The organism is Paenibacillus sp. BIC5C1, from assembly GCF_032399705.1.
Taxonomy (GTDB): domain Bacteria; phylum Bacillota; class Bacilli; order Paenibacillales; family Paenibacillaceae; genus Paenibacillus; species Paenibacillus taichungensis_A.
Map to the genome: position 1 here is coordinate 5,367,308 of NZ_CP135922.1, position 19,365 is coordinate 5,386,672.

General features: G+C 47.4%; 14 protein-coding genes. 4 read left to right on the top strand and 10 right to left on the bottom strand.

What is annotated here, in order from left to right; translation table 11 throughout:
* Window positions 1-103: 103 nt before the first annotated feature.
* Window positions 104-1,258, top strand: a complete 1,155-nt coding sequence (gene solA, locus RS891_RS24085) for an N-methyl-L-tryptophan oxidase (RefSeq protein ID WP_315793404.1) — start codon at window positions 104-106, stop codon at window positions 1,256-1,258.
* A 102-nt stretch (window positions 1,259-1,360) separates the two neighbouring features.
* Here the strand turns inward: solA and RS891_RS24090 are convergent, their stop codons facing one another.
* From RS891_RS24090 to RS891_RS24130, 9 genes are all read right to left on the bottom strand, one after another.
* Entirely contained in the window at window positions 1,361-3,199 is a 1,839-nt protein-coding gene (locus tag RS891_RS24090) for an RICIN domain-containing protein (RefSeq protein ID WP_315793405.1), read from the bottom strand.
* Window positions 3,200-3,245: 46 nt separating this feature from the next.
* Window positions 3,246-4,580, bottom strand: coding sequence for a glycoside hydrolase family 43 protein (locus tag RS891_RS24095; protein WP_113053585.1), 1,335 nt, complete (start codon window positions 4,578-4,580; stop codon window positions 3,246-3,248).
* 297 nt (window positions 4,581-4,877) lie between these two features.
* Window positions 4,878-7,868, bottom strand: a complete 2,991-nt coding sequence (locus tag RS891_RS24100; protein WP_315793406.1) for a beta-galactosidase — start codon at window positions 7,866-7,868, stop codon at window positions 4,878-4,880.
* 162 nt (window positions 7,869-8,030) lie between these two features.
* Window positions 8,031-9,563 carry a glycoside hydrolase family 30 protein gene (locus RS891_RS24105; RefSeq protein ID WP_315793407.1) on the bottom strand — a complete coding sequence of 511 codons (1,533 nt, stop codon included), beginning with the start codon at window positions 9,561-9,563 and terminating at the stop codon, window positions 8,031-8,033.
* Between the two features lie 82 nt (window positions 9,564-9,645).
* Window positions 9,646-10,491: a carbohydrate ABC transporter permease gene (locus RS891_RS24110; RefSeq protein WP_315793408.1), complete on the bottom strand. Its 846-nt coding sequence runs from the start codon at window positions 10,489-10,491 to the stop codon at window positions 9,646-9,648.
* On the bottom strand, window positions 10,484-11,371 hold the full coding sequence (locus tag RS891_RS24115; protein WP_063565348.1) for a carbohydrate ABC transporter permease: 888 nt from the start codon (window positions 11,369-11,371) through the stop codon (window positions 10,484-10,486). Before RS891_RS24115 ends, RS891_RS24110 begins: the two co-directional genes overlap by 8 nt.
* Before the next feature lie 101 nt (window positions 11,372-11,472).
* On the bottom strand, window positions 11,473-12,732 hold the full coding sequence (locus RS891_RS24120; protein WP_113053582.1) for an ABC transporter substrate-binding protein: 1,260 nt from the start codon (window positions 12,730-12,732) through the stop codon (window positions 11,473-11,475).
* 184 nt (window positions 12,733-12,916) lie between these two features.
* The gene (locus tag RS891_RS24125) at window positions 12,917-13,945 is read right to left on the bottom strand and encodes a LacI family DNA-binding transcriptional regulator (protein WP_315793409.1); all 1,029 of its coding nucleotides are present in this window, start codon (window positions 13,943-13,945) and stop codon (window positions 12,917-12,919) included.
* A 37-nt stretch (window positions 13,946-13,982) separates the two neighbouring features.
* Window positions 13,983-14,108 carry a hypothetical protein gene (locus RS891_RS24130; RefSeq protein ID WP_258530653.1) on the bottom strand — a complete coding sequence of 42 codons (126 nt, stop codon included), beginning with the start codon at window positions 14,106-14,108 and terminating at the stop codon, window positions 13,983-13,985.
* Between the two features lie 85 nt (window positions 14,109-14,193).
* Here RS891_RS24130 and RS891_RS24135 point away from each other — a divergent pair, with 85 nt between their 5' ends.
* Complete coding sequence (locus RS891_RS24135; protein ID WP_256336612.1) at window positions 14,194-14,568, top strand: iron-sulfur cluster biosynthesis family protein; 375 nt, start codon at window positions 14,194-14,196, stop codon at window positions 14,566-14,568.
* 172 nt (window positions 14,569-14,740) lie between these two features.
* Here RS891_RS24135 and RS891_RS24140 read toward each other — a convergent pair whose 3' ends face one another.
* Window positions 14,741-16,798 (bottom strand): methyl-accepting chemotaxis protein, encoded by a 2,058-nt coding sequence (locus RS891_RS24140; RefSeq protein WP_315793410.1) that lies wholly within the window; start codon window positions 16,796-16,798, stop codon window positions 14,741-14,743.
* A gap of 260 nt (window positions 16,799-17,058) precedes the next feature.
* Here RS891_RS24140 and RS891_RS24145 point away from each other — a divergent pair, with 260 nt between their 5' ends.
* Window positions 17,059-18,075 (top strand): hypothetical protein, encoded by a 1,017-nt coding sequence (locus tag RS891_RS24145; protein WP_315793411.1) that lies wholly within the window; start codon window positions 17,059-17,061, stop codon window positions 18,073-18,075.
* 168 nt (window positions 18,076-18,243) lie between these two features.
* A complete protein-coding gene (locus RS891_RS24150; protein WP_315793412.1) occupies window positions 18,244-19,200 on the top strand; it encodes a phosphotransferase family protein in 957 nt (318 codons plus the stop codon).
* Window positions 19,201-19,365: the final 165 nt, after the last annotated feature.

Sequence of the window (19,365 nt, forward strand, 5' to 3'; positions counted from 1 at the left end):
GTCGTATCGGCTTTCTCTATAACCGGTTCTATTGACTGCTGCAGATTTGAAGACTAGATTATCCTGTATACGATTGGTCTGAGATAAATAAGCGGAAGGAGGGATGGTTATATCACATTCCTATGATGTCATTATCGTTGGAGCCGGATCGATGGGCATGAGTGCAGGTTATTATCTATCGCGCAGCGGATTAAAAACATTGCTGATGGATGCCTTTGATCCTCCGCATACGGAAGGCAGCCATCACGGAGAACCACGGCTTATCCGCCATGTGTATAGCGGGGGACCTGATTATATAGCGATGGCACTTCTGGCGCAGGAACTGTGGGAAGAACTGGAGGATACTACCGGGGCCAAATTACTTGTACCTTCGGGCGTCTTGAATATAGTTGACCCGGGCATCTATTCTTTTCATAATCGTTTAACCCATGCTGACGATGCGGGGATTCGGTATGAAACCTTGCGCGCAACCGAAATCATGAAACGCTGGCCAGGCATTGAAGTCCCTGAACATTACGAGGGAATGTATGAGCCTGATGCAGGATATTTGTTCAGTGAACGCTGCGTGCTCGCTTTCCGTCAGGCAGCCGAAGCATCGGGTGCCACTCTCTTAACGCATACACGTGTTGAACATATCGAGTGTAGCCCAGATTCTGTTGGAGTCATCACATCTGCTGGCGAGACGTATTATGCGAACCAGGTTATCCTCAGTGCCGGAGCATGGTTTCGGACGCTGAAACCATTCGTGAACCTACCCATTCGAGCTGTACGCAAAACCGTGGGATGGTTTGATGCACCGGAGGCATTGTTCGCCGAGGATCACTTTCCCGGTTTCACGCTGGCTGGAAAAGAAGGTGGATATTATGGATTTCCAAGCATTTGCGGGTCGGGTCTGAAAATTGGACGTCACGATACGGGGCAAGAGTGGACACCAGGCGGTACACTGGCTCCATTTGGCTCTGATGAAACGGATGAGGGTGATCTGCGGAGATTGCTTGAACTTCGGATGCCTCTGGCAGCCGGAAAGCTGAAGCGTGGTGCGGTATGCAAATACGAGTTCACATCGGATGAGGATTTTATTATTGACCGTCACCCCGCCCATAACCATGTATGGCTGGCAGGCGGATTCTCCGGTCATGGCTTCAAATTCGCAAGTGCAGTAGGCAAAATATTGTCTGACTTGGTGCAAACAGGGCATACGGATCAGGATATCGGACGATTTGCTCTTTCCCGATTTGGTAGCCATATATCGGGGTGAACTCCTTTCTTGAACCGTGCCGTGTGGTATAGCGCACCATGTTTCAAGAAAGGAGTACCATGAACCAAATCTAATCGAAATAAACAGGTCGCACAGCCATTGCTAATTCACTTTGACCAAGCTCCATTGCTGATTGGCCCCACCATTGTCTGCCCATTGAATGGTCGAGGCACCAGCGGTTGTGGAGCTCTGGTTGATATCAACGGTTAAGCCGCTATTGCGGTTCACGAGCACAAGATATCCTCCGACATCCACCGGTAACCACTGTTGATTGTTGCCCCCATTATCCTGCCATTGAATCAGGGCTGCGCCTCCTTGAGTTGAGCTCTGATTCACATCCAGCAGCAGACCACTGCCTACGTTACGGATCTTATAATAACCGTTGCCCGCAGACTCCAACTTCCATTGTTGGTTTGCTGCGCCATTGTCGTTCCACTGGATGATCGTTGCACCCCCGGCAGTGGAAGCTCCATTCACATCCAGAGCGAGATCACTGTTCCGATTGATCAGCTTATAGATCGCCCCGGATTCATATCCTGTACTGCCGTTATAAGTCGCGCCGGATATGACATAGGTTGTAACCGAGCCTGCTTTGACGGTCGCTGTAAACTTTTTATTCTGAATGTTGATGTTGGTCAATTGCTGCAACTTCTCCGTAGAGGATGTTCGGTGTACTTGAGCAGACGATCCAACACTTGTAAACTGACTCAAATCGTACGTCACCGTTGTATCACTCGAATCCGAATTGGTAGTCACCAGCACTACTTTACCTGAAGCAGCATCATAGGCAGCAAGCGTATTGGCATCACTCATACCAATGATCTTGGTTCCGGGACGAATAAACTTGCTGTAGTTGCCCATGACATAATATTTCTGATTCACGGTGTAGCTGGTCGTTTGCGTGTTATTCAGTACGTTTTTGAAAAATCCCCAGCCATCCGCACTATCTACGGCCTGCCAGTACACCCACGCACTCGCCCCCATGTTGCGTAAATCCTTAAGGATTGTGCGTGACATCGTTAGTCCACTGGCATCCCCGTCTCCATATTCTGAGGTCCAGAGATGTTTTCCCGCTGAAGTCGCTGTATTCCGCAATGATACACGATTGCTTCCGCCATAGGTATGTGTGTTAATCTGACTGATCGCAGACTTCACTGCACTGCTGTAACTGTTGAAGGAAGTGGTTGTGTCATCCAGACTGTATTCTTCTGGTGCGCTTAGCTTCGTGGACAATCCCTTTGCTGTAAGTGAAGATTGCAACTGGCTCAGAATCGTGTTTTGATCTGCCCGATCAAAATGCATACCCTCCTGATTATTGCCCAGCTTCCACCAAGTGGAGATCGGTTCATTGAGCGGGGTAACTGTGTCAAACGTGATCCCCCAGTTATCTCTGAAATGCTTCACGACCTCTGTGAGATAATCTGCAAAATCATCATAATAATCCGGCTTGAGATTGTTGCCACCATTCGCGGCACCGGACACACTTCCGCTAATAGTCATCCAATAGGGTGCCGAGTTCGCAAAGGCTTCAAAGACGTTGACTCCATATGATTTGGCGGCTTGGAGCATATACCTCTGATTGGCATCTGCATTCCAGTCATACACGCCCGGGGAAGGCTGATATCCCGGCACGGCTTTGCGATATTCCAGCACGTTTGATGCAGGATTATCGCCGCCTCCAATGTTGTAACGAAGGACGTTCAGACCTAGTCCGGTTGTTGGGCTAAACATCTTTTCTACATATTCATCCCGGTTGGAGTACTCCCCAACCACTTTGCCCCACCAGGCAAGGGATGTTCCCCAACCTTCGATGGTCTGATATTGCTTCGAGGGATCAGCCGTAGCTGTATAAGAACCCGCGGCGGATGCTTCCGTACCCAATCCCCCTGTTATAAGACTTCCAGCCAGCAGTAGAGCACCCAATCGTTTCAACCATTTCATTCGATTCACTCCTTCTAAAATGAGTTAAATGGAGTCTTTTCATGCTTTATTGTGCTGTCTCCCTGAAGGTGGCGTCCGATTTGTCAACCGCGGTTACGATCGGTTCCAGCCGCAGCATGTTGTTCACATGTCTCAAATAACGGTCTGGGTAATTCGAGGATACGTAAGAAGTCCATGAAGAATTGGCAAGCCCATTAACACGCTTGAACGTGGCATCACTTTTGAAGGCTGCACTGCCATCATTTTTCACAAGTACAATGTCATAGTTGTAATGCCTCAGGAAGTAGCCCGGATAATTGATGGATTCGAACGATACCGCTGATGAATCAGCCAGTCCAGGAACGATGCGAAACTGTGCATCCTCCGCAGGGCTGACGTTGGTGTCCATGCGGGCCTGATAGTTGTAATGGCGAATATAGCTGCCCGGAGCATTGTACGATTCCAGCCTTCGAATATCACCCGGTTGTCCTGTCTCCTTCAACACGGTCATGTGCCGAACCAACCCGGTCAGACCGGCAAGCTCCTGCTTTGCACTCCAGGTTTGAAATCCGTCGGCAGAGTCGCTGTAATAATATTTTTGTGTAGAGTATCCGTCAAAATAGATTCGCCAGGAACCGTTATCCAGCTGGACAAGCGCAGGTCCCTCTACCCAGGAACCCCAGCCAGCCCAATCCCCTGTCCCTTTGAATGTGTAAGGTCCGGTGAGGGAAGTAGATGTAGCATATTCGATATACTTGGTGGTTTCATTCTTGGTGAATGCGTGATAGGTTAAGCCGGTCTTAACGATGAAGGTATCGATGTAGTTGGGGGCAAGACCTGCAAGCTCTGTGGCAGCAGACCATGTTGTGGAAGACAAGGTTGAATTGGTCGCCGTGATGACATAAGGTTTGAAGTTCTCATAGTTGCCTGGGGAGATGGACACGATGATGTTCAGACTTCCGTTGCTGTCCTTGAACCATTCCGGTGCCCAGGTATGCGCAATCGTGGTGGGTCCAGATAGGGTAATATTACGGACAAACGTCCAATTCACCTTATCCGTGCTGGATGCGATGCCAATCGTATTGCCTGACCAGTTCGTGGTATAAACGACATAATACAGCCCATCCGTATGCTTCATGATGCTGGGATCTCGGATCAGATTGGCCGGGGGTGTATATGCAGGCCCTTTAAGCAAACCGTAATTAGTCGCATTGTAGGATTCATAGATATACAGATTGGATTCACTCGTATTGGTAAAAGCCGAAATCGTGTAAACACTTGTTGCTGCTCTGGCTGTATTCGGGAATAACGTGATGAATAGAAGCAATGCTCCAAGCAGCATGATCATGCCGGACTTACAAGTTTTGAATAATCTTGTGCTCCATCTTTTCCTTGTGAACATGGGTCATCTCCTTATCGAAAATGTGGGACAGGCATATCTTTTGCCAAACATCACCCCCTCCAAAGACTACGTAGCCCGCAAACCCTCATTATGTAAACGGTTTCAATAAACAATACTAGCTGTCCTCACCGTCCATTCACCTTGCAAGAACTGCCCGGAGATTCAGAATCTATAGATTCAATTATCCGAGCAGTCTCCGCAAAGAGAGGTTAAAAGAATAATTGGGAACCTCTAGAACAGGACACGACTGGTTAGAACAGACCCAATTCTTCTTATACGGTTCAATGAAAAGAAGATTTACTCAACCACACCCCATGGATACTGGGACAAGTTATCATACAAGAAACGCACCCGTTCTGGCGTTCGACCTTCCTCATCAAATAACAGCAATTCATTCTCATCCTGCAGCCAGGATACCGGAATTTTGTAATCCTCTTGCGGACCGATCTGCCAATAACGTCCCAGATGGTGCCCGTTCAGATGAATTTTTCCCTTGCTCATCCCGGTAAGACGAAGCATCAGGTTCACTCGGAAGTGTTCGGGCACAGCTGACTTGGAAAAACGCCAGCGGTACCAGACAGGTTGACCGTACGAACCATTGCCCACCGACATGGCATTCCAATTGCCACTATAGTCCGCATCCTGCCGATAGGTATCGAGATGACCTGAAACGTTCGGTGGCTCATATAATCCCCATTGTCGTGGAAGCAGGGCATCCGTACCTGCCATGCGCCAATCCTTCAGCTCATTTTCACTCCGGTAAAGGATCAGTTCCAGCCGATTCAGCGGCGTTCTGCTATAAGGCATCTCCAGCGTATTGATCTCTCCATGCCGCAAATAAAGGGAAAGATCCAATGTGTTGAACGAAAACCAGTTCTGATACCCTTCCATTGGCACATCCATGCCATTAATGCGCAATCCCTGGCTCACCGCTCCAACGAGAATCCCACGGTCCATGCCATCCAGCGTAAAGCTTCTGCTCAGAAGTGGGGCATCCTCAAGATGATTCACTTCATCGAGATGCACCACCCCATGCTCCGTATGCCAATTCCGGCGTATATCCTGAACGGAACCACCGATGTATACAGATCCTGTTAGGCCTTTGCTTTCACCCAAATAAGGAGAAAAATTCAGCCTGCCCATATGCTGTACCAGCACCTGAAGTGTATTCTTTCCTTTGGTCGTCTGCACCTGAACACCCGCTGCACCAACTTGACGAACCAGTGCCTGCTCTACACGATTAACATAAATTCTGGTCGTATCCTGGAGATCCGGCAGAATAAGGGTGGTGATTCCTTCCTCCGAACGGTCGAAGTCGCACTCGTATAACAGATACCCGAAATCCTGTCCGTACTGGGAAAAATGCTCTGGTTGACCATTCGAAGCACGCTGTTCCGCTGTCAAAGTCACACGAGACAGCTCAGGGGAATCCGACAGTTTCGGTGGCATTGGCGGCGTGGTGAACAGAGCATACTGATTTTCTGGGGATGACTCCTGAACATGTTCATCCTGTACAACACTCTGTGAATCGTTTGCTTCTCCGTATATGAACTCATGTCCAGTCAACGACCGTTCACCATCCGCCCAACTCCCGAGAAGTAAAATATTCCGATTCGGATCAGAGATCATACCCGTGACCTGCCCGGATAGGGAGACATCTACATCATCGAATCCGATTGCGTAACGCAACTGTTTCGCGCCTCCCCCTCCATTGATTCTCCACGTGCGATCCATCGTTGCCTTGTCCAGAACCACGAACCGAATGAGGACACCACTTGCCTCCAGATGAATGATGCCTGGCTCACAGAAATGTACCAGTTCGAACCGATAAGCTCCGTTTAACTGATCACGTTCAACCAGTACTTGCATGCTGCTGCCCTGTACATTCAAGACGTTTGTCTCCAGTTCTATAACTGAACGCTGTCCCGCCTCCGCAACGATGAACAGGGTCAATTTTCCGTTCACCACTTCATTGCCCGTAATCATCGTGCCACCTGTCAGGTATACATTCTGGGCAATCTCTACCCTGTCCAGTATCGGAATAATCTGCCCTGGGTTCAGGGCAACGGGAATTGTCCGGCCTTCCTCCAGCGTGACGTGAAACGTCTCGCGCTCCTCTTTGCGACTCTCCAAGAACCATATCTTCTCGCTACCTTTAGACCTGCCTCGTACAGAAACGCCTTGCGGATGACGGACCTTGATCTGCTCTGCTGGTACTTCCTCCGTCTCCATCAGCAATGCGCCAAATGCATCGACAAAATAGGATAACGTCTTGGCTACGGCATACTTGGCCGTTCCCCGCCCGTACTCGTTCAGCGGTGCATCATAATCGTAGGAGGTAATCATGAAAATATCGCTGCTGCCCACGGTTCTGCCACCGTATCCGCCAAAGTTGGTTCCGCCGTAGAACATGTAATGACTGATTCCGGTGTAACCTGTGCGAAGAATTTCCATCATACGTTTCTCAAATAGTGGCGCCGTCTTCTGAATGGCAGAGGGCCCACCCCAATTCTCGAACCATCCCGTCCAAAATTCCGTAACGATCTTCGGTGTATCCGGCTGTTTCTCCCGCAGCTTCGCATAATGCCCGTCAGCACCTGACCAGAAGTTGGCCCCTTCAATCGTTCCCTCCGCGCCCCCTACACAGGTGATAAGCGGAACGTCAATCCCTCGCTGAAGCAGGCTGTCCCGAAGGTGGTTCATATGGGCACTTGCTGCTGCATCATCCATCAGATAGCCGTATTCGTTCTCGACCTGCACGAGAATAACAGTGCCTCCGGCAGATAGCTGGCGCTCACGAATGATTGGAATGATTCGGTCAAAATACAAATCTACATAATGCAGATAGGCTTCATTATTTTGCCGGAACTTGATTCCCTGCTTCGTTTCCAACCAATACGGAAAGCCGCCAAAATCCCATTCTGCGCAAATAAACGGACCCGGCCTCGTGATTACATACATGCCCAACTCTGCACACAGGTCCAGAAAGGCACCGCAATCATTGTCTCCTTCGAACGACCATTGTCCTTCCTCCGGCTCGTGCACGTTCCAGGCAAAATAGGTATCAATGCAATTCATGCCTGCCAACTTCGCCTTCATTAGAACCTCCCGCCATTCCTCCCTTGGCATGCGGAAATAATGAATGGTGGCACTGTTCAGAAATACTCGTTCTCCATTCATGATGAAGCTGCGCTGATCATAAGTCAGTTCAGATCGAGCACTATGCTCAGTGCCGGTATCTATATTCTTCTCCTGCTCCTGAAGCAAAAGGGATGATTTCTCTGTCAAAGATAAGCCCTCCTTCTCTGTGTTGAGTTCATATGTCCTGTATAATTCATCTACTTTATAAGTTCAACTAATGCATATTTACACTGCACTCTCATGACAGAACATCTTTAAGGTCGCTGTGATCCTGTGAGGGTTTATCTGAAATGATATATTGCTTGACCCTCAGTTCGCCTGCAACGTTACGCCCTCCAATACCACCGTGGTGATAGAATTGTCCACAGTCGATACTTCCAATCCATTGGCATATACCGGAACATCTTCAAGCTGCTCCATATTGCGATCCGGTGACGTCTGGTACACCTGTGCTGTAGAAGTACTGCTGTATTCAAACTCCCCAAGTTCAAATGCTGTGGTTCCGGCAGATAACTCATTGCGAATCACCAGCACCAGTCTCTTCTGTTCTGCATCGTAAGCAGCCAGTGTTCGCCCATCATCTGTTGGAATAATCGTTGCACCTGGACGGATGAATTTCGTAAACTGGGCCATGCCATAATACTGTTTTGTCATCTCGTACTGCTCTTCTCCATTAAAATTGGCATGTATGAAGCCCCAGTTATTGTTGGCACCTTCATCTTCAACGGCCTGCCAATACACCCAGGCAGAAGGCTGCATGATTTTCAGATCGAACATGATGCGCTCCGCAAGCTCCTGCACAGAAGTCATGTCCTCATGACTATGCGGTTCGCTGCCACCTGTCCCATACTCGGACATCCACAGTTTCTTGCCATACCGCTCGGCCAACATCCGCAGCTCTTCCATTTTGCTTCCATTATAGGAGTGCGTGTTAATCTGGTCGATCACATCCAGCGTATCCTGATCATACAGGCTGAAATTGTGCACCGTCTCGTCAATGCTATTATCGTCCGCAGCACTGATGACCGTACCGTCCAGCCCTTTACTTTTGAGTGATGCCGCAACCTTCTTGATAATCTCGGCCTGTTTCTCATTGGTAAAATGACTGCCTTCCTGCATGTTGCCTTTCTTCCACCAATCCGAGGAAGGTTCATTAAGTGGGTCAAGTGTACGGAATGTAATGCCCCACTCATCGCGATAATGCTTCACGACCTCGGTTAGATAATCGGCAAATGCATCGTACTGATCCTCTCGCAGATTGTTGCTGCCATCTACAGCACCCGTAACCGAGCCGCTGATCGTCATCCAGTAAGGGGGTGAATTGGAGAACGCTTCGGCAATATTGACCCCACGTTCCAGAGATCCTTGTAATACGGCACGTTGTCCTGCATCTGCCTCCCAGTCCCACACGCCAGGTTCAGGCTGGAACCCGGGAACATCTCCTCCTGGCCGAAGCGCCTTCATGTCGGGATTCTCCTCGCCGCCAATATTGTAGCGAACAATGTTCAGACCTAGCCCTTTCTCTGCATCAAACACCAGATCCATTACTTCACTGACCTTGGCTTGATCTTTCCATCCTCCAAGATCGTTGGCCCACCACGCAAGCGACGTACCCCAGCCTTCAAAATGATCATAGGATTGCTCCAGCTTCAGATGTATCGGCTCACCTTGGAATGCAACCGTTTTGGATGATTCATTGGCAAAATGATTGATGATAATCCCTCCTCCCGCAAGGAGCGCGATCAGGGCTACACCCATCAGGATGTAACTCCGGCTGCGCCACCTGCGCTGCTTGTGATGAGTATTGTTGTCATTGTTGAAAGGGCCCTTGTTGTTATCCATAGTTCATGCAGCCCTTTATTGATGTGCGATGTAGACGGTTCTTGGTTTTCACAACTGGCTTCAACACTGCGTTCACCTCCCGTTACTTGATCCCGCTGCTGCCGCCACTGATATTCGCTTCATAGACAAAACGCTGTCCGAACAGATATACCAATACCATCGGAATGGTCAGGAACAGGGAAGCAATCATAACGAGGTTCCATGGCGGCATCTGTCCGCCACCGACCGTGGTCAGAAGCTGAACACCGAGTGCCAGTGGCATTTTCTCCGGATCATTGATGTAAATGAGCGGCCCCATGAAGTTCCCCCAGTTGTAGGAAAACGAGAAAATGGCGATGGCGGCAAGTATCGGATAGGTGAGTGGCATAATGATCTTCCAGTAGATTCCCGGATGTCCCATACCGTCGATCATCGCCGCTTCATCAAGCGACCTTGGAATACTCATGACGAACTGCCGAATGAGAAATACGTTGAATGCTCCGGCGAAAAAACTCGGCACGATCAGTGGATAGAATGTATTGATCCAATCCAGATGGCGGAAGATGATGAACTGCGGCACCATCGTCACCTCGCCCGGAATCATCATCGTACTAAGCAGTACAATGAACAGGAACCGACTGCCTCTCGCCTTGATCCGAGCGAAACCGTAAGATACGACCGAAGCTGACAACACCGACCCGATAATGGTAATGACGGTAATAATGACTGAGTTTTTCAAATACGTACCCAGATTATTATTCGTGAAGATCGTGTAGAAATTGGACCATTGGAATTCGAGCGGTATGAAGGTAAAGGCTGATTTCACGGTTGTAGCGTCACTCGCCAGTGCGATGGAGATCATGTACAGGAAAGGGGAAGCCAGCAGCACCCCGACCAGAATCAGAAAAATGTAGGATATCGTTTTCTCTACAGTGGATGGATTACTCATTTGCTTTTCCCTCCTCGTAATGCACCCATAGCGCCGACGAACGGAACACAACCAGGGTCAACGCCATGATGATGATGAACAGCACCCAGGCAATGGCTGATGCATATCCCATTTTGTAGAACTGGAACGCATTCTGGAACAGGTAAGGAACAACCATCTGACTGGCATTGTCCGGTCCACCTGCTGTAACGATGAATACCTGTGCGAACGTCTGGAGCGCCCCGATCATCCCGGTGACGAGATTGAAGAAGATGACGGGAGTCAGCATCGGAAATGTAATGTGAAAGAACGATTGTGAGCTCTTCGCCCCATCGATGGCGGCGGCCTCGTACAGCTCCTGAGGAATACCTTTCATACCCGCCAGCAGCAGTACCACGCCGCCCCCGACGCCCCATAGCGACATGAGGATCAAGGCTGGTTTAACCCAGTTCGGATCAAGCAGCCAAGCAGGACCTTGAATGCCGAAAATGGCAAGCGCCTGGTTAATCAAACCTTCCGTTGGTGCAAGCAGATGGATGAAGAGCAGTGAGCTTGCAACCACCGGAACGACAGATGGCAGATAGAACAGGATGCGGAAGAAAGTAATACCTTTGATTTTTTTGTTGAGGTAATACGCAATCCAGAGCGAGATGGACATGCCCAGCGGAATCGATATTAGTGCGTAGAAGAAGGTATTGCCTACGGATTTCCAGAAGATCGGGTCATCGGTCAACAGGTTTTTGTAATTGTCTATACCGATGAATTCAGGAGACTGGAACAGATCCCAATTGGTGAAGCTCATGTAGATGGAAAACAGGATCGGACCCAGGGTAAGTCCAAGAAATCCAATCAGCCAAGGCGAGATGAAGATATAAAACCATTTCCCGTCCTTTTTTCTCACGTTAAGCCCTCCCATAACGAAGCGAGCAGACGAAACTCGGATTCATTCATGCCGAATTCCGCCTGTCCTCTGTCGATGCTATTTATGCATGTGAACAACCTCTATTTGTAGATTCTTTCCAGTCCACTCTGAATTTCAGTCACGGTATCATCCAGTGAGGCTTTATTGTTGAAGTAGACACCCAGCTTGTCGTTAATGAGCTTCATCATTTCATTCCATTGCGGATTGAACGGCTCGGCATAAATGGTGGACTCACTGAAAGCAGCCATGTTGATTTTCTTGCCGCCATATTCTGCATTCAGGAACTCATCGCTGGACAGGCCTGCTTTCGTTGCCGGAGCATCCTGGCCCGCTTTGATCATCGGTAATTGTGCTTCTGGTGTGGTCAGCGCTTCTATGATTTTGAATGCCTCTTCCTTATGTTTGGACGCATTCGTAATTGTGAAGCCATTGAAGAACGCGTTCGTTTCACCCCATATCGGAGAAATGTCCCAATTGATGCCTTCCACCTTGGCAAGTGAACCGATATTCCAGAATCCCGTCGTCTCCATCGCAATCTTGCCCTGGGCGAACAATGGGTCAGCACCGATATTTCCCATGTCGGCAATCTCCGTTGGCGTTGGTCCCACACCATGCGTGAAAGTCAGATCATTCATGAATTGCAGTGCTTTACGTACAGGTTCGGTATTAAAGGTTGGTTTGCCGCTCTCATCGAACAGGGAACCACCGTTTTGGTAGATCAACTGCATCCATTGTGGCCACCAGCTGCCTGGGTAGTACCCCCATTGAACCGTTTTGCCATTCTCCTTCACTGTCAGCTTCTGAGCAGCAGCGAGCAGGTCTTCCTGGGTCCATTCCTTGGTTGGATATTCCACCCCGGCCTTGTCGAACAGGTCTTTGTTGTAAAAAAGCACCATTGCTCCTGCGCGGTCAGGCATTCCGAACTGTTTACCATCGAATTTCATCAGGTTGGCGATGTCGTCAGAATAACGCTCTGACATGTTCACATTGTTGGCCTGAATCATGTCATCCAGCGGAACAATTTGGTTTTTGGAGGCGTACGCCTGATAGTTCTCGGCAATCATCATGATGTCCGGTGCGGTACCTCCGGCGATCATTGTCTGAACCTTTTGGTCATAGTCCCCGGCAACGACGTTCAGTTTCACATTAATCTCGGGATAGGTCTGCTTCACAATGTCGAGTCTCTCCTGGTAAATCTTCTTCTCGTCCTCTGAGCCCCAGATCGTCATGCTCAGATCGACCTTACCGCCAGCTGCACCGCTGTCACCCTTGCTGCAGGCTGTTAGCCCCATTACCATGACCAGCATCAATAACGAAATGACCTTTAAACTTTTTCTCATACCGTGCGCCCCCTTGAAATATGAATGGAAGATCAGAGACAACTGAAACCCGTTTCATGAAATGGGTTTCATAACGTTTAAAATTAAAACCCGTTCCAGTTTATGAAAGGGGTTTCATTCACGACCTCATTATATTTCACCCTCCGAAGGAATGTCAACGCTTTCTTTTTTAAACATTCTCCATTTATCGTGGTGCGGGGCCAGTACTTTGGCGGACAACAAGCTCTGGTTGCAAAATGGTCTGTTTCTTCGGATTACCCTGATTAATCAGTTCATGCAGCTTGTCCACCGCCAGCTTGCCCAACTGATACGTATTCTGGGACACAGTCGTCAGTTCTGGTATAACGGCACTGGCGAGCGGTGTATCATCAAAACCAACAATGGAAATATCCTTTGGTATCGATAAGCCATGCTCAATGGTAGCCTTAATCGCACCAATCGCCGTGTAGTCGTTCACACAGATCACCGCAGTTGGAGGGTTTCCACGGTCCAGCAGCTTAGACATCTCCCGTTTGCCATCTTCAATGGAGAAGCTTCCAAGCAGTTGACGCTCTTTCGGAATTTCGAGTCCATGCTCACGCAGTTTTTTCTGAATGGCTTTGACCTTAACCATCGTGGTGGACAACTCCTTCAAACCGCCTACAAAAGCAATATCCCGATGTCCCAGTTCGAGTAAATGTTCAGCAGCCAAAACAGCCCCGGCCCCTTCATCCGTGTACACCCGATGGAATCCGCCTTTGGCAATATTGCCATTGACCAGTACGATCGGCATGCGTTTGCCCATATCAATCAATTCCTGAGCCATCTCATCCGGACAGACCTGCATGTTAATTCGCCCACCGAGAAAAATAATGCCATCTACCCGCTTCTCACGCAAAATGGAAAGATACTCGGACTCCCGGTTGTAATCCCCGGCCGTATTGCACAGGAAGAATGTATATCCTAATCCACGTGCCTCGTTCTCAGCCCCCCAAAACACTTCCGGGAAGAACGGATTCGTAATGTCTGGCAGGATGATTGCAATGGTTCCCGTCTCTTTCTTAATCAGACTGCGCGCCTGCGCGTTGGGTTGGAACTGATGTTTTTCAATGATGGACATGATCTTCTCCCTTGTGCTTGCACGCACAGGTGCCGTATCATTCAGCACACGGGAGACCGTGGATACGGATACGTTCGCTTCTTTGGCGATGTCATATATGGTAATCGGTGTCATATGTGGAACCATCCTTTTTCTCTAATATTCCTGCTTATCATACCAGATAAGGAATCGGGATGAAATGGGTTTCATTCCGAGGCTCCATCACAGCATCTCCACCGATGATATTCAAGTAATCGGACCATTCGATTGGATGATCCAGCAAAGTTGTAATTTTCATCGGATTCAGCCTGCTTTCCCTTCTATTTCACACCATTGATCCATATATTAGATTGTAAGCGAATTCATAAGGTGATTAGAGGAGTGTGAACGACGTTATGATCATTCAGGTCAGTCCGCTGGCAGAATCAAGACTTAACGCGATGCTGGGAGATCGGCCGGGCTATTTCAAGCTGTTTTATGACACCGATGGATGCGGATGTGATGGTACTGCTGTGCTTCTGATCGTTAACGAGCCGGACAGTGATGACATTCGGATTGAATCCGATTCGCTTCCTTTCCTTATCAACAAACAGCAACAGATTTATTTCGAGCCTTGCCTTCGCCTGCAATCAGAGAACAGTTTCCCTTCCTACCGATTGAGCAGTGATTCCATGATATACGGCAATCATGTCAAAGCCCATGATCTTCGGGATACCGCAGACACTTCGCCGCAGCCGCTCAGTTGGTTCGTACGATAAAAGTTAGAAAATATGGACCTACGAAAAAACCTCTCAACCCTTGAAACTTAACGGGCGGGAGGTTTGTTCTTTGATTGTTTTTGTATGGCCTGCACCAGTTGTGCGACTGGAAAGTTATCTCTAGGACCAATCGCAGCATACCGGATCTTGTCTAACGACATCATGCGCTTATTTACTTTGTTTTGAATCGGGATGATGCTTCTGCAAGCTGTTTGGTCAATCCATCGATGGTCTGTACCATCTCTGACAGATGCTCGGTCATGCCTGACTGTTCCTCCATCGTCGCGGTAACTTCCTCTACGGATGCGGACACTTCTTCACCCGAAGCAGACAAGTTCTGAGCAGATCCAATAACGTCATCCTTATCGCGTTCAATGGATTCAATCTCAGAGGCAATGGCCTGGACCTGGTCCATCATTTCATTCATATTTTGGGTAACAAAATTGAACGTTTCCTTGGTCTGGCCTACACTGCTCTTATGCTGTTCTGCAATCGCCTCAATGGCTTGTACACTCCGGTTATTCTGCTCGACATGATCAATCGTCTGCATCACAATCCGGCTGATATCCTCCGATTGGGCTGTGGTCTGCTCCGCCAGTTTGCGGATCTCCGATGCAACTACGGCGAAGCCACGCCCATGCTCGCCTGCCCTAGCGGCTTCAATAGAGGCATTAAGTGCAAGCAGTTTCGTCTGATTTGCAATCTCCGTTATCGTACCTGTGATTTGGTGAATGCCAGAGGAACTTTCGGCCAGCTGTACTGTGATTTTGGAAATGTTGGCTACTTCGGCCTCGTTCTGTTCGTTCACCGCAATCAACGCGTCAATGACCTCATGGTTGCTCTTGAATGCATCCGTGATCTCATCTGCCTTGAGCTTCACCGACTGTGACATCTCATTGACGTTCTCAATTTTATTGCCCACGTTCATGAATTTATCCACGATCGCTTCCGTATCATTGGCCTGAGATTCCATGGCTCGTGAAATTTCAAACGCCGTTGTCGTGGTTTCGGCAATGGAGGTCGAGGTCTGCTGGGTGGAAAGATCCAGTTCGGTTGTACTTGCTTTCAGTACGCTTATGGAATGATTCATACTGGAAATCAGCTGTTGGTTGCCCGCCGCCATCGTGTTAAAGCTGTCCACCAGTTGTTTGAATTCTCCACTATATTTGCCCTTAGCCTGCACTGTCAGATCCCCGTCTGCAAGTTGTCTAAACAATGCTGTTAGTCTTGTAATGGGTTTGGTAACCAGCAGGGAGATCAGTATTCCAGCAATGACAGACACCGCAATCGCGCTGAACAAGACGATATACATCTTTTTCGCCATTGTCCCTAATGGCTTCTGCACATCACTTAGTTTATCTTCAACAATGATAGTCCAATCTGATCTTGGAATTTTGGAATAAAAGACGACTTTGTCCTCTGTGCTAACATCGCCTTGTTGCAGCTGCTCGTTAGAAGGCAGATCAATCAGTGACTGATATTCACCAGACTCCAGCTTCTGACCCGCCATCTTCTCATCCGCCGAATTGAACATCACTGTACCCACGCGGTCCAGAATAATGACTTTTCCCTCTTCATTAATGTTGATATTCTGAAGCTGGTCAACAAAGAACGAGGTTGATGCGGTAGATACGAGTACGCCCTCCACTTGTTTGTTTTCATCGTAGATCGGCATTGCAAAAGCGGTACCCAGCGTACCCAGTGACTTGGAGATAACCCCTTCACTAATTACATTCTGGCCTTGAACCGCCTGTTGAAAATACGCACGATCTGCACGTTCTCCCCCTAGGGCTTCAGGATCGTTCGCTGCAACGACGATGCCATTCCGGTCCAGCAATATGATATTGCTGTTGCCTTCCATCCCTGCGAGGCTATCTGCCAATATCCCGTTGGCTTTATCCACGAGTTCACTATTTTCCGAGAAAAAAACATCATCATTCTGTCCTTCGCTATTTCGAATCTCCAGCAGGTCCTGGAATGTGCGATGTGTTGTAATTAGAAATGTGGACTGTTCTTCCAACGTTAGTGAAGTGAACAAGCCCGCACCAATCCGATCAGAGGTTGCTTTAATCTCATCCTTGCTTTTGTCGAGGGTAATGACTGCTGCTACAGAGTAAGATAATACCGCAGTTACCGCCAATACGAGGGTTACCAGTAAACTAATCATTAGCGGCAATTTGACTCTGAACGACATGTTAATCATGCGTTCTCTCGCCTTTGCGAATACCAAATGAATCCACCTTCCATTTCATCCTTGATTGTGTGCAATATTGTATGGGTTAACTTTATATCGGTAGATATCGATTAATTGTTCAGCAGGAAAAACGTTTGCACTGAAAATGTTTTTTAATAGCTCATATTCATCTATATATAAATAGAACTATATGTAACTAGTATTATATTTTATTAATTGACTTAATTTGTAAAATAAAGGTATAATTCACTTTGAATTCATCTATCGTTTCTTTTAGTGAAAAGGGTGCAAAGATAATGAAAAGAACGATCTTACCCAACCAATTTATTGCAGTCGTAATAACTTTACTTCTCTTCATTGCAGGGTGTGGTCCAGAAGAAGAAGCACATGAATATCTCTCAATTACAAACACGGAATATGTTAATGGAACAGATACCGATGATGGTATGATCATGAGAGTATACACATACGACCTCCAAACGAAGGCTCTAACTAAACTATCTGATTTACCTTATACCTCACAATATCCCTTAACTGTAGCTTCCTTAGCAAATGACACCATCTATTATTCAGGAGCAGGAAAAGATAAGGGTGACGAGTTGTATTCCTATGATATTCAGGCACAAACGACTCAACAATTAAGCTCAGGCTTATTTGCAATTAATTCAATTATTCCAGATACCGTTGATCATACTTTGGTTATGGCTGCTGTTAAGAAGGGAGAACGGCCTGTCAAAGTTATGTTCTATAATAAAGAAACTCAAGACATGACCATATTGAATGAAAATGATTCGGATACAACAACATGGGATATTTCTTATGATCCAGAAACAAGAAAATCCTATGCCATCCAATATTCTGAAGAGGAGCAATATAATCATATGGAGGAGTCCAATAAAACGCAAACACCGATGGTTCCTCCAAACCATAGCATCATTGAAATAGACCCTATTTCCATGCAGACCCGTAAGGTCATTGAACTGGATAAGGAACAGATCTTAACTCTGTCCGCACGTGGAGATCAGATTATGATTGCCACGGCAAAACACATCAATAAGTATCCCATTGAATACAGTATGGTGAATATCAGAACAGGCGAACGAACGATACTGTTCCTTCCTATCAAGACCAGCAGAGAATTGTGCTTATCCAAAGATGGACGAGGTTTTTATTTCCTTGGGGAATATGTAGATGCAAATGTCAAACATGAACGAGGAATCTATTACTATGATTTGAAAACGCAACAATTCGAAGAGGTATTTCTTCAAAAAGAGGGATTCATTAATAATTTTATGCTTCTATCAAATCCATAGACATTCCGTAATTTTGTTATTATCAAAAACAATACCAAAACAAGGACTTTCCTAAGAAACACAGGCACGCTCTTGTCGATTGGGATCACCAACAAGGTGAATGCGCCAATTGCAACTGCAGTGATGCTTGGTAAGCTACTTAACTAAAAGGCATGAAGGAGCGATCAGATGAGTAAGGAATCTATCACAGTACAAGCATTAATAGAGCAAACCATTAATCAGTATGTCTCATCGGATGCTCACATCCTAAGCATGGAAAGTAACCCTATCCAATTGGGACTTCAGGCCGTGGAATTGCTTCGACATCATATTGAATTCCTAGTCAATGGAGTGCAAAAGGACATTTCTGTCATTACGAAGAAAGCCACGTTCATTGAACGCTCTGCATTGACCAGATTATTTTCACAAGGCGCTAATGTGCCCTTTAGTCTAACAAATGAGCCTCATACTGAAGATCGCAGCTTGATCTGCATTCAGGATGTGGACTACCAAACCGATTATAGCCATCTGGATATGGATCTGCTTCAGAATAAAGAATTACGAGCGCTGGCTTACATACATGGAACGAATATGGGGTTAAAAAAAGAAATGCCCTGGATACCCACTGTGGATCGGAATCATATCATCGGCATGATGGAAAATCGTTGGAGACCTTCGTGGAACGCCGCCATAGAAAACCCAGCATTCATTGCGGAATTTGGATTACCAATCATATCGGAAATTGAAGCTCTAGCCAGTACCATCGTAGATGATCTTGAAGTTCTGATCAGAGATGAACATATGCATACGATGATCCATAATGATCTGAATCCCGGAAACGTACTGGTACATAACAATGAGGATGTCTATTTTATTGATTGGGAGGAAGCAAGGTACGGCTCCTTATTCTTCGATATTCCTCTACGCTGTAGCCATATGAGACAAGTAGACATCTATCGGGAGGCCCTAAGTTCCCACGGATACGATATTCCACAAGATCAATTCGAAAAGTATTTCTCCCTGGCATCCCGATACCTTGGCATCCGCTATATGAGTTGGAACCTTGGGGTATGGGAACAACACTCATATGCAAAAGACGACTTAAAAAAGTATATGAAGATGGTAACTCAACCTTTGTTCTCCTAATCCCCTCCTTATTCCAGGTTAAGCATAAGATGAATTCACTGTTTTGCCGAAAAAAAAGCTCCTGCCACCAGAAGTGACAGGAGCTTACATGATAAGGATTCAGCATGAACATCGTATGCTTCCACGACCTACATGGCTTACATTTTTCACAAAATTATGAACTGG